General features: G+C 63.5%; 11 protein-coding genes and 2 pseudogenes. 3 read left to right on the top strand and 10 right to left on the bottom strand.

Annotated elements, in window-relative coordinates; translation table 11 throughout:
* Nucleotides 1-11: 11 nt before the first annotated feature.
* Together istA and ABCW42_RS21555 are read right to left on the bottom strand one after the other, a co-directional pair.
* Nucleotides 12-1,535, bottom strand: coding sequence for an IS21 family transposase (istA, locus tag ABCW42_RS21560; RefSeq protein ID WP_423185001.1), 1,524 nt, complete (start codon nt 1,533-1,535; stop codon nt 12-14).
* Between the two features lie 147 nt (nt 1,536-1,682).
* The gene (locus tag ABCW42_RS21555; protein ID WP_423185000.1) at nt 1,683-2,666 is read right to left on the bottom strand and encodes a site-specific integrase; all 984 of its coding nucleotides are present in this window, start codon (nt 2,664-2,666) and stop codon (nt 1,683-1,685) included.
* A gap of 161 nt (nt 2,667-2,827) precedes the next feature.
* On the opposite strand from ABCW42_RS21555, the gene ABCW42_RS21550 reads away from it, so the two are divergent.
* The 3 genes and pseudogenes from ABCW42_RS21550 to ABCW42_RS21540 form a co-directional block, all read left to right on the top strand.
* Nucleotides 2,828-3,556 carry a group II intron maturase-specific domain-containing protein gene (locus ABCW42_RS21550; protein ID WP_423185167.1) on the top strand — a complete coding sequence of 243 codons (729 nt, stop codon included), beginning with the start codon at nt 2,828-2,830 and terminating at the stop codon, nt 3,554-3,556.
* A gap of 115 nt (nt 3,557-3,671) precedes the next feature.
* Nucleotides 3,672-4,112: pseudogene (locus ABCW42_RS21545) on the top strand (IS30 family transposase); the annotation flags it as partial.
* A 214-nt stretch (nt 4,113-4,326) separates the two neighbouring features.
* Nucleotides 4,327-4,562, top strand: a pseudogene (locus ABCW42_RS21540) (helix-turn-helix domain-containing protein); the annotation flags it as partial.
* Between the two features lie 493 nt (nt 4,563-5,055).
* Here the strand turns inward: ABCW42_RS21540 and ABCW42_RS21535 are convergent.
* The 8 genes from ABCW42_RS21535 to ABCW42_RS21500 form a co-directional block, all read right to left on the bottom strand.
* Nucleotides 5,056-6,537, bottom strand: a complete 1,482-nt coding sequence (locus tag ABCW42_RS21535) for an NAD-dependent succinate-semialdehyde dehydrogenase (protein WP_423184999.1) — start codon at nt 6,535-6,537, stop codon at nt 5,056-5,058.
* A 114-nt stretch (nt 6,538-6,651) separates the two neighbouring features.
* On the bottom strand, nt 6,652-8,952 hold the full coding sequence (locus ABCW42_RS21530) for an FdhF/YdeP family oxidoreductase (RefSeq protein WP_423184998.1): 2,301 nt from the start codon (nt 8,950-8,952) through the stop codon (nt 6,652-6,654).
* A gap of 11 nt (nt 8,953-8,963) precedes the next feature.
* Nucleotides 8,964-9,251: a hypothetical protein gene (locus tag ABCW42_RS21525; RefSeq protein ID WP_423184997.1), complete on the bottom strand. Its 288-nt coding sequence runs from the start codon at nt 9,249-9,251 to the stop codon at nt 8,964-8,966.
* 28 nt (nt 9,252-9,279) lie between these two features.
* The gene (locus ABCW42_RS21520) at nt 9,280-9,735 is read right to left on the bottom strand and encodes an NUDIX domain-containing protein (RefSeq protein WP_423184996.1); all 456 of its coding nucleotides are present in this window, start codon (nt 9,733-9,735) and stop codon (nt 9,280-9,282) included.
* 232 nt (nt 9,736-9,967) lie between these two features.
* Nucleotides 9,968-11,578 carry an amidohydrolase gene (locus ABCW42_RS21515; protein WP_423184995.1) on the bottom strand — a complete coding sequence of 537 codons (1,611 nt, stop codon included), beginning with the start codon at nt 11,576-11,578 and terminating at the stop codon, nt 9,968-9,970.
* Nucleotides 11,579-11,626: 48 nt separating this feature from the next.
* Nucleotides 11,627-11,920, bottom strand: coding sequence for an EthD family reductase (locus ABCW42_RS21510; protein WP_423184994.1), 294 nt, complete (start codon nt 11,918-11,920; stop codon nt 11,627-11,629).
* Between the two features lie 52 nt (nt 11,921-11,972).
* Nucleotides 11,973-13,493, bottom strand: a complete 1,521-nt coding sequence (locus ABCW42_RS21505) for a purine-cytosine permease family protein (RefSeq protein ID WP_423184993.1) — start codon at nt 13,491-13,493, stop codon at nt 11,973-11,975.
* Complete coding sequence (locus tag ABCW42_RS21500; RefSeq protein WP_423184992.1) at nt 13,490-13,648, bottom strand: hypothetical protein; 159 nt, start codon at nt 13,646-13,648, stop codon at nt 13,490-13,492. The genes ABCW42_RS21505 and ABCW42_RS21500 overlap by 4 nt, the downstream gene beginning before the upstream one ends.
* Nucleotides 13,649-13,650: the final 2 nt, after the last annotated feature.

The following is a 13,650-nucleotide window of genomic DNA, read 5'->3' as shown; positions in this document are numbered from 1 at the left end:
TTCGGCCGCGGTCAGCTGGCGGTGAAGGCGCCGGGGCCGCGGAGGTAGGCCCCTGCGCCGTTGTCGCCGTTGGGTCGTACGGGCAGGACGGTGACTCCGGCGGCGAGCAGTCCCCTGACGGTTTTCAGGGTCGGGTCCCCGGCCGCTGCCGCTGCCGCGCAGGCGGTCTCCACCGCCTCGGGGCGGTGCGTGCGCACGAGCCGGATGATGCCCTGCGCGGCACGGATCCGGTGGACCAACGGTTCCTCCAGCAGGCCTTCGATGAGTGCCGCGGCGGCGGGGCCGATCAGGGACGCGTTCTCGCGGCACCATGCCGCGTCGCGGGTGAAGAACCCTGCCGCTGCCGGCGGGTAGTCGGACAGGTCGGTCTGGCGTCCCTTGACGATCCTGGGGTGGACCTTCACGATCGCCCCGTCGAGATGGAACTCGACCATCGCCGCGCTGACCCGCACGTCCAGACGGACCCCGACGAGCTGATACGGGACCGAATAGAGCACGCCCTTGACCGAGGCGTGGCAGTCCGACCCGACCGTCGCGGTGCGCCATTCGGCCGGTTCAAGCCTCCTGGCCGGCAAAGGAACCAGGGCCGGACGCTCCACGGCGGTGAAGACCTCCCAGACTGTCTGCCCGGCCAAGGCACGCGGCTTGCGGGCACCGGCGACCACCTTGCACCACCGCTCGGCCTCGGCGCGCATCTGCCCCAGCGAGGTGAAGGACCGCCCGGCCCAGAACGACCCGCGCACGTACTGGACCATCCGCTCCACGTGCGGTTTGTCCTTGGGCTTGTTACCCCGCGCAGGATCGATCAACGCCCCGTAATGCCCGGCCAACTCGGCATAGGCCAGGTTGATCCTCGGATCATAAAGATCCGGGGTGATGACACCGGTCTTGAGATTATCCGGAGTGAGCCGGCGCGGGACCCCGCCGAAAAGCTCGAACGCGGCCACATGCGCGTTCGTCCACGTCAACTGGTCCATCCGCGTCGTGGGAAAAACAAAGAGCTGCTTGGAGAACGGCAGCGTGAGCACGAACGCCCAGACCCGGTGGCCCCTGCCCGTGTCCGGATCACGCCAGTTCCCGAGCAGACCGTAGTCGACCTCGCCGAGCTCACCCGGCGCGGACAGCGGCTTGAGCACAGTCACGGCCCGTCCCGCCCGCCCGGCATCAGGCAAAGTCGCGGCCAACCACCGGTAAAACGAACGCTGCGAGGCCCTGACCCCGTACTCGTCGACCAGACGCTGGTGGACCACCGCCCCGGCAACCCCGGCCTCCAACTGCTCCCTCACCCACTCGATCCGGGCGTCAAACTCCGGCCACGTGATCTGCCGCAACCTGCCATCCACCGCCGTCGGGAACCAGCCCGCGACCAAGTCCCGCCACTCCTCGGCAGCAAGCCCCAACCCGGGAACCAACCCCTCGGCCTCGGCCGGGGCCAAGTACTTCTGCACAGTCTTCCGGTCCATGCCCAACGACACCGCGAGCTCGCTCTTCGAGCGACCAGCGTCCCAATGCATGAACAGTTCGATCAGATCCATCGCTTCCACACTCCTACGCGCCAAACCACGAACCCCGCCTCCGGCCCGACCATCGGACCCGAGGCAAGACTCTCGGACAAGGCACCAACGGTGCGTGACGTCGTCCCCATGGGAATTACGTGGCGAACCGCCGCTAAACGTGGGGAATTACGTGGCGAGAACCCACCTAAAGTGAGGAATTCCGTGGCGGACGACAGTGTGGCGGATGAACACCTGCGGGCAGTCGCTTTGCGGGCGGCCGTGCCGGATGTAGTCGATGACCGCCCAGCCGACGTCTTTGAGCAACGGCAGCTGCACGCGGCGGCCGGTCTTGGCCTGCACCACCGACAGCCGGTTGCCCGGCCAGTCGAAATCGGCGAACCGGAGCCGTTTGACGTCGATGCCGCGCAGTCCGAGCCTGGTGATCAGCAAGATGATCGCGTAATCCCGCTTGCCGCACGGGTTGCCTCTGTCGATCGCCCGAAGGATCCTGGTCACGTCGGCCGGTTCCCAGACCGACGGGATCCTGGCCTGCCTGCTCGACTTCGCCGCCGGAACCGCGGCCAGCACCGTGCCCTCGACCAGCCCCTCACCGCCGGCGAACCGCAGGAACGACCGTACCGCGCACAGTTTGTGCTCCACGGTCTTGGCCTGGTAGCCGGTCAGAGTGGCCACAAACGCGCCGATGATCCCGGCATCCAGACTGGCCAGGCCGCCACGCGTGCCGGTGAATGCGAGGAACTCCCCGGCCACCGTGCCGTACGCCCGCACCGTCGATTCCGCGCAGCCACCGGCCCGCAGCTGCGCCTGGAACCGGGCCAGCACGTCGGCGCCACTTTCGGAGAGCTTGTTCACGGTGCGGGAGTAGCGGCGCAGCACCGCCCCCTGCACCGCGAAATCGTCAAGCATCTGCGCGACGCGGAACAAGTACACGTCGGTCGGTTTGAGCGTACCGGCCTGCTCCTTGGCGAAGAAACCGCCGCAGGACTGCTCGACCCACTCCATCGCCACATCCAGCGAGAACTCCTGCACCCCACGGGATGCGAAGAATCCCTCCAGACGGCGCCAACAACCCCGATACCAAACCATCGTCGAGGCCTTATAACCTAGACGCACCAACTCGGCATCCAGACCGGACACCAGTTCAGACACAGCCACCATGGAAAGGACCTCCAATCACAAACGCCCGGCACCATGCCGAGCCATGTGATCAGAGTGCGCCCGGATTATGCGCAGCGTCCCACTGCCGTCAACACCCCCACCAGCGGCAACCCCGGGCGCTACGCATAACCCGGAACTGCTCATAGGGCGGTATCGTCTCACCGCTTCTGGCCAACATCGCTTTGTCGGTGCTGGACGAGCATTTCTGCGCTAAATGGGATGCCCATGGCAGCCCGTACCGCAGGGAAGCACACCGGAAGCGGGGCGGGGCCACCTATCGGATCATCCGTTATGCGGATGACTTCGTGATCATGGTGGCTGGCACCAAAGACCACGCAGACGCGCTCTGGGACGAAGTCGCCGAGGTGATAGCCCCTCTGGGGTTAAAGATCTCCGTTGCCAAGTCCCGGGTTTGCCATCTGGACGAGGGGTTCGACTTTCTTGGTTTCCGCATCCAGCGGCGGCGAAGGAAAGGAACAACAAAGATGAGCGTCTACACCTACCCGTCCAAGAAATCGTTGCTATCGATTCTCGGGAAAGTGCGGGCGCTGACACGTCGATCAGAACACCATGGGTTGGCGGATCTGCTGGGCCGGCTCAACCCGGTCCTGCGGGGATGGTGCAACTACTTCCGCCACGGGGTCTCTAAAGCGACCTTTGGTTATCTTGATGCGTTTACGTGGCATCGGGTCACCCAATGGATCCGCAAACGACACCCGGGAATCACGTGGCGGGACCTCTACCGGCGTTTCCTGACCGGAAGGCCCGGAAACCAGCCAGAGGTCAACGGGACCACGATGTTCGACACCGCGACGATACCCATCACACGGTACCGGTGGCGAGCATCAAACATCCCGACACCGTGGGCCAGCGCCGCCTAAGGAGTGGCTATCCGTGGAGCGCCGGATGCGATGAGAGTCGCATGTCCGGTGCGGAGGGCGGGTCGGGGAAACGGGCCGGGAGTAATCCTGGCACCGCGCCCCGGCCCGACCCTACATCACCGGCGCCTACAACCAGTCGGCGATCGCGACCCTCGTGGAACGCACCACACGGTACGTGATGCTCGTGCACCTGCCCACCGACCACAACGCCGAATCCGTGCGCGATGGGCTCATCAAGACCATGAGCGCCCTGCCCGCGCACCTGCGCGGCTGGCTCACCTGGGACCAGGGCGCCGAGATGGCCAAACACAAGGCCTTCAGCATCGCCACCGACATGGACGTCTACTTCTGCGATCCGGGAAGCCCCTGGCAACGCGGGTCCAACGAGAACACCAACGGGCTGCTGCGCCAATGCTTCCCCAAGGGCACCGACCTGTCCGTCTACGGTCCCGAAGACCTCGAGCACGTCGCCCAGGAACTCAACGCCCGCCCGCGCAAGACGCTCGGCTGGGATACCCCAGCCGAGCGCCTGCGTGACCTACTATTGACGAACTAAACACCATCGGTGTTGCAACGACCCCTAAAATTCGCCCACCTCGAACCGCAGAAAGCCCCAGAGAGCTGGTTTCCGGACGTCCGCCGGCAGCAGTCTTGAGTTCCAGACGTTGCGGATGCTCCTGCGACATCCGCCGCCTTGCAAGCCGTGGTTGCGAGACTGGCGATCGAGACACGCCAACGCCTTTGACACTTCAAAGAAAAGATTGGAGTGACGGGAACGGATCACGGATTCGGTGTCCAGGCGCCGGGCTGCCGGCAAGGATTTGAGCGGACGCCGTGGACGATTCACCGACAGCCAGGTCGAGAGCTGATCGACGCCGGCCAGCCAGCCACCCAGGTTGCACGTGACCTCGGTATGTCCCGTGCGACTTTATATCGGCGTGTGGAAGAATTAGACGCCCGGCAATGGATCACCTCCCAAAGGCAAGACTTGGAAGTGGCTCGATGACGCGCGGTCCGGCCGCCCAGAACCCTGTGGGTGCAATCGACCTCGCGGTCCGGGCAGATCGTGTACCCGAAACCTGACACTCAGGCCTCAGCCCGAAGTCGCGTCTGTCGGGACGCCTGAAATCCCAGTCGGGGCGGCGACAATTAGGACCCGAAATTCTCTACCAGGCATGGATTTCGTGGGTGGTTCCAAAGGGGACACTCTGGTGAAGTTCCAGCGTGAACTCCCAGGGTGAATGGCGAGTGATGAGAATACCACGATCGCCGTATTGCCATGCACGATCTCGAAGTTGCGCCTCTGCTTGACTGAGCTTGACGTTCATGTCCGCTCGGTCACGGACCCGGATTGAGCGCCAATCTTTTGCGGTTGCTGGACTATTCATACTGTGTCCTTGATGGTTGGGCGATGCCTGCGGAATGAGAAGCGCGCGGTACTTGTCCAGCGCGCTCTCCGTCGGCGGTTGCTGGGGGGAACCGCCCCAAGCCTGAGGTGGTTACCCTGCGTAGGGGTCGGCGATACCGATGTATTGGGTGTAGAGGTATTCTTCGATTCCTTCGAGTCCGCCTTCGCGGCCGAGGCCGGACTGCTTGACGCCGCCGAAGGGTGCGGCGGCGTTCGAGATGACACCGGCGTTTAGGCCAAGCATGCCGGTCTCGAGCCGTTCACCCATGCGGATGCCGCGGTTGAAGTCCTTAGTAAAGACGTAGGCCGCCAGACCGTATTCGGTGTCGTTAGCCAGGCGGACCGCTTCGTCCTCGGTGGAGAATGTGATGATTGGTGCGACCGGACCGAAGATTTCCTCGGACAGGATTCGCGTGCCCTCGGTGACGCCCGTGAGGATGGTGGGCTGGTAGAAGTAGCCCGGACCGTCCACCGGGGCACCGCCGGTAACCGCGGTGGCGCCGGCGGAGATGGCATCGGTGACTAGTTCGTGGACCTTATCCCGGCTCTTCGCGTCGATCAGCGGACCGACTTTGGAGTCTTTCTCGGTGCCACGGGCGGTGGTCATGGTGGACATCTTCAGAGCAAACTTCTCCGCGAACCTATCGGCCACCGACTTGTGCACGATGAAACGGTTGGCGGCGGTGCAGGCCTCGCCCATGTTGCGCAGCTTCGCCAGCATCGCTCCTTCGACAGCCTTGTCCAGGTCGGCGTCCTCGAAGACCAGGAATGGTGCGTTTCCGCCGAGTTCCATGGAGGTGCGCAGGACTTTGTCTGCGGCTTCGCGGATCAGGGCCTGTCCCACGGGAGTGGAGCCAGTAAAGGAGATCTTGCGGAGGCGGTCGTCCTTGATCAACGGGCCCGTGACGTCGCCTGCGGTGGAGGTCTGGATGACGTTAAGGACACCCGCGGGCAGCCCGGCTTCCTGCATGACCTGGGCGAACAACAAGCTGGTCAAAGGGGTCAGGTTGGCTGGCTTGAGCACCATAGTGCAGCCGGCCGCGACAGCGGGGGCGATCTTACGGGTGGCCATGGCCAGCGGGAAGTTCCACGGCGTGATCAGCAGGCAGGGGCCAACCGGCTTCTTCTGGACCAGCAGGCGGTTCTTGCCATCTGGAGCCGCAGAATACCGGCCGGACACACGCACAGCTTCCTCAGAGAACCAGCGAAGGAACTCCGCCCCATAAGTCACCTCACCGCGGGCTTCGGCGAGCGGTTTGCCCATCTCCAGAGTCATCAAAAGGGCGAAGTCCTCGGCGCGTTCGGTCACGAGCTCGAACGCGCGGCGCAGGATCTCGCCGCGTTCACGTGGAGCGGTGCATGCCCACGCAGCTTGTGCCGCAGCGGCAGCATCGAGAGCGGCAGCACCGTCCTCGGCACCGGCATCGGCGATGCTCAGCAGCACCTTCCCGGTGGCGGGATCCTCGACGTCGAACGTCCTGCCCGAAGCGGCAGGGCGCCAGAGCCCATCGATCAACAGGCCAGTTGGGACATCCTCCAGGAGCGCGATTTCGTTCAGGGCGGGGCTTGGCATGGTTTGTACTCCATTCGAAGTTATTTAGTAGGGGAGAAAACGTGGGCATTGCGCAGCCAGTCTGCTGGCTTCCTTTGGCCAAGTCATGGCTATCGCAGACTTAGCACCGGATTATTAGCGTGTGGTCTTTTCGAAGCGGATGGTGACGGCTTTGTAGCCGGGGGTATTGGATTCGCGGGCGACGAGGTCCTTGTGGACGAGGACGTTGGCTTCCGGGTAGTAGGCGGCAGCGCAGCCTTTGGCTGTGGGGTAGGCGATGAGGCGGAAGTCCTCGGCGCGGCGCTCGTCACCATTGAAGGTAGAGATGACGTCGATGAGTTCACGGTCGGCAAAGCCCAGGGTTTCCAGGTCGTCGGGGTGGACGAGGACGACCTTGCGGGCGTTGGAGATGCCGCGGTAGCGGTCGTCGAGGCCGTAGATGGTGGTGTTGTATTGGTCGTGGCTGCGTAGCGTCTGCAGGATCAGGTGCCCTTCCGGGGCTTGGAGGTATTCCAACGGGCTGACGGTAAAGCGGGCCTTGCCGATATCGGTCGCGAAGGTGCGGGTGTCCCTGGGCGGACTGGGCAGGACGAAGCCGTTCTTGGCGCGCACGCGCCGGTTGTAGTCCTCGAATCCCGGGATCACCCGGGAGATGTGGTAACGGATCACGTCGTAGTCCTCAGCCATCGCACGCCAGTCGATCAAGTGGTCCTCGCCAAGGGAGGCCTGGGCCATGCGGGCCACGATGACAGGTTCTGCCAGCAGATGTTGGGAGATCGGCTTAAGGCGCCCCTGGGAGGAGTGGACCACGGACATGGAGTCCTCGATGGAAACGAACTGGCGTCCGCCCGCGTGCTTGTCGTCGACGTCGGTTCGGCCAAGGGTGGGCAGGATCAGCGAGGTTTGTCCGTGAGCGACGTGCGAGAGGTTCGGCTTGGTGGACACGTGCACGGTCAGTCCGGTGCGCTTCAGGCCCGCCCGGGTGTTGGCTGTGTCGGAGGCGGCGGACAGGAAGTTCCCGCCCATCGAGACAAACACGTCGACTTCCCCGGCCTCGAGGGCGTGCTGTGTTTCGACTGATTCGTATCCGTGCTCTCGGGGCATCGGGAGGCCGAATTCGGCCTCGAGCGATGCAATGAATTCTTCGGCTGGTTTCTCCCAGATGCCCATGGTGCGGTCGCCTTGGACGTTCGAATGTCCCCGCACAGGGCAGGCTCCGGCACCGGGTTTGCCGAAGTTCCCCTGCACGAGCAGCAGGTTGATGACCTCCTTGAGCGTGTTGACTGAGTGTGGTTGTTGCGTCAGCCCGAGCGCCCAGCAGATGATGGTCGCCTTGGATGCGATCATCATTTCTGCGACTTTCTCTATCTGGGCCCGCATCAGCCCGGTCGCGGCCTCGGTCACGGCCCAGTCAATATTGGCGCGGGCTGCACGGTACTCGGCGTATCCGGTGGTCTGCGCGGCGACGAAGTCATGGTCGACGACATTGCCAGGGTTGCGGTCTTCGGCCTCGAGCAGCAGGTGACCGAGGCCTTGGAGCAGGGCCAAGTCGCCGCCGACTTTGATCTGGAGGAACTCGTCGGCGATTGACACGCCGTTCCCCACGACGCCCGCGACCGTCTGGGGGTCTTTGAAGTTCAGCAGCCCGGCCTCCGGTAGTGGGTTCACGGCGACGACTTTCCCGCCGTGTTCCTTGCACTCGGCCAGTGCCGAGAGCATACGGGGGTGATTGGTGCCGGGGTTCTGGCCGATGACCAGGACAAGCTCGGAGTTGTGGATGTCTTCCAGGGAGACAGTTCCCTTCCCGACTCCGATTGTGGGGTTCAGTGCGAATCCGGACGATTCGTGGCACATGTTTGAGCAGTCCGGGAGGTTGTTGGTGCCGAGGCTGCGGGCAAAGAGCTGGTACAGGAATGCTGTCTCATTCGCCGTTCGTCCCGAGGTGTAGAACACGCATCGGTCCGGGGTTGTGGCGTTAATGTGCTCGCCGATCAGGGCGAATGCGTCCTTCCAGGAGATCGGGGAGTAGTGCGTCTGGCCGGGGCGGATTACGACCGGCTCGGTGATCCTGCCTCGGCTTCCCAGCCAGAACTCACTCTTGTCTTCCAGATCCGCGATGGAGTGTTCCGCCCAGAATTCGGGGGTTACGGTACGGACGGTGGTTTCCTCCGCGATCGCTTTCGCGCCGTTCTCGCAGAACTCCGCCGGTTTCCTCTTCCCCGTGATGGATTCCGGCCATGCGCATCCGGGGCAGTCAAAGCCGTCCCGCTGGTTGATTCTGAGCATCGAGCGCACGGTTCGACCGAGCCCGGCCTGTGAAAGACCCCGCTCCAACGCGACGGTCACCGCCTTGACGCCCGCTGCGGCGGTCTTCGGCGGATAAACCTCGAGGGCTTCCTCTTCGATGTCGTTTATGTCAGGTTTCCGGGCAAACATGGGAAGACTTCTCATGGCAGGGCTGGGGCGAGGTCAGCTGCAACAGACAGAGTATGCTCTGACTCCTGTTCGGGGCGGATCCAGATCTCCAGGTCGTTGTCGCCGGAAGGCACATAAACACGGGTGTCGATGCCCTGGGCGGCCAGCCAGAATCCTGTGCCGTCGGGCATGACCGCTTCGACCGCTCCGACCCGTAAGGTTCTTCCGTGTCGGCGCAGTTCGATGAGGTCACCTGTCGCTGGCACCGGGGGCGTGCAGTGGTCCGATGGTTCGTTAATTTTCTGGTGGGCCGGTTCCATGGTGCTTCCTTTCCGGGTGTTGGTCCTGTTAGAGGGCTGCGTCGAGTACGAGACCGAGCCAGTCGACGCGGTTGCTGAAGCGGCTGACCTTGGCCGGGTGAGTCCAACGGTATGAAACATGTTCCTCGTTGAGGCGGAGTCGGCGCCGGGAGGTGACCGCCTTGAATGTATGCACGAGCCATGGGCGGCCGGTGGGGTCGGTGAGGGCGAGCGAGGCCCGGCTTTCTAGGCAGGAAAGCTCCATGGGTCCCAGACCGGCTTCCTCGTGGAGCTCCATGAGTGCCTGCTGCTCTGGGGAAGCTCCGGGTTCGAGGTATCCAGTGACGCAGTGCCAGCGATTCTGGTCATGCCCGACGGTCTTGCTCCTTTTCAGCAGGGCGATACGGCCGTGATGTTCGAGGATGACTGCCACAACTTCCTGCGGGGCAGCGGGTGCCGTAGTGTTCGCGCAGGCCGTGACGTCGGGTGCGTGTGTGATGCTCATGGGTTCTTCTCTTGGGTGTGAGCCGGGTGATGGATCATGAAAATGCTGGTCGGGGTGCTGACGATGCATCGAGCGGGCGGATGGGAGATCGTCTGAATCGTTGGGTCTGAAAGGCGAGGTGAGGGACCGGCCTCCGGACCGGACCGGTCCCTCACCTCGATCGTGGCGCCCGATGGTGGCGTCTGTTGGATTTACAGGTTGTCGCGACTCCGCGCAGCCCGCGGACTGTCAGTTAGACCGGTGTTGACTCGCGTACATAGACACGCCGACCACCGACGAAGACCTGCTCGACGGCTATGTCCGTCAACTCCTGCACGTCGGTGGTTAGCGGGTTTCGGTCCAGGACGATCAGGTCGGCTAGCTTGCCCGCTTCCAGGGTGCCGCGGTTGTCCTCCTCGCCCAGGGCGTACGCGCCTCCGATCGTGTGCATTTTCAGTGCCTCATGCACGGTGATCGCCTGGTCGAGGTTGAGGGTTGAGTTGTGGAAGGTCTTCCGTCCCACGCAGCTGGCGATTGAGAGGAACGGGTTGGTTTGGCCGATCTCTGACCCCACCCACACGTCGGAGCTGCCGGACACCGGCCACCCGTCGTCGATCATGCGGCGCAACGGGAACTGGCGGTCACGTGCATACTCACCGACGTACTCGGGTAGAAATTCAGCGAAGTTTTGGATGAACACGGGCTGGGGAACCGGCACGATTCCAGCCCTTCGCCACGCATCGTTGAGGTGCTCGTAGTCGGGTACGAAGTTCCCGGCATGTTCCATCCTGATCCGTGGTTCGCCCTTGACCCCGGCCGTTTCCAGTGCCTCGCAGACATGGAGCTGGGCATGATCTCCGTTGGCGTGGATGGCCAGCTGCAGGCCGACTGCCTGGGTCCGTCGCGCCATCTGGACGATTTCTTCGGCGGAGACCGCAATCTCACCACAGTTGTGGCCGTCCCCAGTGGCGTAGGGGCGGGAGAGCGCGGCCCGGGACGCAGAGTATCCACCGTCAGCGAATGCCTTGACGCCTTGGATCCTGAGCATGTCGCTCGGGGATTTCAGCTGCGCCCAGTTTGGATAGTCGCACGCTTCATCGAGGCTCACAGTTCCCGGCGTCCACAAGTAGATGTGGATCCGGGCATGGAGCCTGTCATTAGCGATCGCGTCGTCGTAGACCCGCAGACCCTCTTCTAGGGATTCGGAGATTTCCCCGATCGTGGTCACGCCGTTGGCGGTGAAGAGATCGCGGACACCGGTCTCAACGGCGGCACGGACCTCCGATGGCCTCAGATGGGGAAGCGGGAGAAGCTTATCCATCTCGGTGATGACCCCGGTCGGACGCCCGTCCGCGTCGCGCTGGACAGACGGCTTGCCGGTCACGCTGTACTCGACCGACTGGTAGTTCTCGTCGATGCCGGCCAACTCGAGCGCCCGGCTGTTGAGGATGCTCAGATGACCTCCGGCACGGATGATCACTGCAAGGTCGGTGCTGACTGTGTCCAACTCATCGCGGGTAGGGAAGCGGCCGTCGCTGAGTTTCTGATCGAAGAACAGGTTTCCCTGCGCGATCAGCCATCCGTCCCTAGCATCGCCTCGGTGCTCACGAAGCTTCTCGAGCACCGAGGCGATGTCGGGGCATCTCGGGGCGCGCACGTCCACCATCTGGTAGGCAGCCTTCGCAGCGACTTCGGCGTGCGCGTGCGGGTCGACAAAACCAGGCATGAGAGTCCGCGCCCCGAGGTCGACGATCTCATCGCAGTGTTCCCGTGCTCTCGGGAGGCCGGCAGCGCCGATAATCTCCACGATCCGGGAGTTTTGGACCACGACGCCGCCCGGACCATCGATTTCGGTTTTACCCATCGTGAGCACATGATCAGCTTGGTAGAGAGTCGTTTTCGACATCGGTGCCTACCCGGCCCGGGTGATGTTGAGAACGGTCACACCTGCCCCGGCGAAGTTCGCCAAATCGTCCACAGACTTCTTGCCCGCCTCCGAGGCCAGTGAGTCAGCGGCCTCGAAGGCGGAATCGTAGGTCAGCCGTGCGACCACGTAATACCCCGCACCGTCCTCGGACGGCTTGCCCCAAGTGAATTCACGCAGATTGGGCAGCGCGTTCACAAGCGAGGCGTGTACGTCACGGTAGTGAGCGTCGAACTCCTGGGGCAGATCAGGGTGGTTGTACAGAACGAATACGTCGTGCATGGGGGGTTACCTTTTCAAATCGAATTTGTCGGGAAGGGCCGCGGTCCCGATGTCAATCGGGGCTCGGAAGCGTTAACTGTGCCTCGTTCACGCTGGAGGAAGCAGCCGCGCCGGCAACTGATTCGTCTGACGCCCTCTGGCCCTTCACGCTTGGACGATCCGAGGCGGTGCCACGGCCATATCCTCCGATTCCCCGCGGAGCCAGGAAGATCCGCGTGCCGAGCGTGTACACGACCCCCGAGACGACGGCGGACGGGAACGAGGCGGTGATCCACTGGAACGGTTCCTGATAGACGTACGTGACAGGGTTCAGCAGGTAGATGTACATCGCGATGCCCGCGGCGAAGCTTATGAATCCGACGATGTTGAACCCGCCCACGTAGAAGTACTTCGAGGACTTGTCCAGAACAAACAAGGAACGGACGTCATACCGCTGTTTCCGGAGCAGGAACCAGTCTGCGATCTGGATGCCGCAGATCGGGGCGAAGGCGACGCCGAGGAAGGCCAGGAACACCGAGAAGAACGACTCGGCGGAATTGGCGAACAGGGCAACGACCAGCATGGCGGGGACCGAGACAAGGAAGATGGTGGTCTTCCACGAGAATTTGTCGGCCTTGGGCAGCTGCCGGACTGCCAGGCTTGCGGCGTAGATGCCCATCATCGCGGTGCCCACGTTGGCGACCACGAGGAAAGCGAGCATGACGAAGCCGACGACGACACCGCCCTGGCTGAGCAGGAAGGCGGTCGGGTCTCCACCGGAGTTCTGAACGGCGACGCCGGTGTAGAGACCGGTGAGCGAACCCAGCCCGACGCCGAGGCCGAAGCCGATCACGATCGGCCACAGAGACGAGCGTGCGCTCGGGCTGGTGCGGACGATCGATCCGGTGTAGGCCCACCAGGACAGGTTCGAGGCGACCAGGACCTCGATCGCGCTGGCCCAGTTTCCGGCAGGGTCGCTGTACGGTGTGACGGCGACGGCGTCCAGGACGCCGTTGACGCCAACACGCTGCACGAGCAAAAGGAGGATCACAAGGCTCATGACGGCGACCATGACGGCGACTATCGGTCCGCGGCTGCGGACATACTCGGGGCCCTTGCGAATGAGCTTGAGCACGAGGAAGATCGCCAGGACGCCGATGATCGCGACAGCGGGGCCGTAGTACTGCTGGGGCATGATGCCGAAGGTGACGAGCAGGTCCGAGATGGCCCGGCCCTTGTAGATGAACAAGATGGTGCTCCAGCCCATCGCCGAGGCGTAGACGAGGATCAGGGACACGTAGGAGCCGCGGGTGCCGAGCTGGGCCCGGCTGGCCACCACTGAGTCGATGCCGTATTTCGCGCACATCGGCAGGGTCGCAAGGACCACCATGAGGATGCCGAGCAGGGAGCCGGCCAGGATGGCATAGGTGCCGGGGATGGCCTTCAGGTAGTAGGCGACGAAGCCGCCGATGGTGAAGCACCACGTGGCCATGGCGGCGGAGAAAGCGGCGAGGAAGATCGCGACTTTGCCGAAGCCGCGCTCGGATCGGAGAAGGGGCCAGCCGTTGGACTCGGCAAGTTTCGAGTTGCTCATAATGCCCCTCCGATGATGATGAGGATGATCGGAACGATGACGGTGACGATCCCGAACAACAGGTAGTCGACCTTGGTCAGCGGGACACCCTGCGCGTCGGAGCGCAGGATTTCCTCGCAGCGGGTTTCCAGCTCGGGTGGTAGTTGCTTGAACATGG

Source organism: Arthrobacter sp. NyZ413, from assembly GCF_049390645.1.
Lineage (GTDB): Bacteria > Actinomycetota > Actinomycetes > Actinomycetales > Micrococcaceae > Arthrobacter.
Note: the sequence above shows the minus strand (reverse complement) of the source record. Positions and strands in the feature narration are given on the sequence as shown.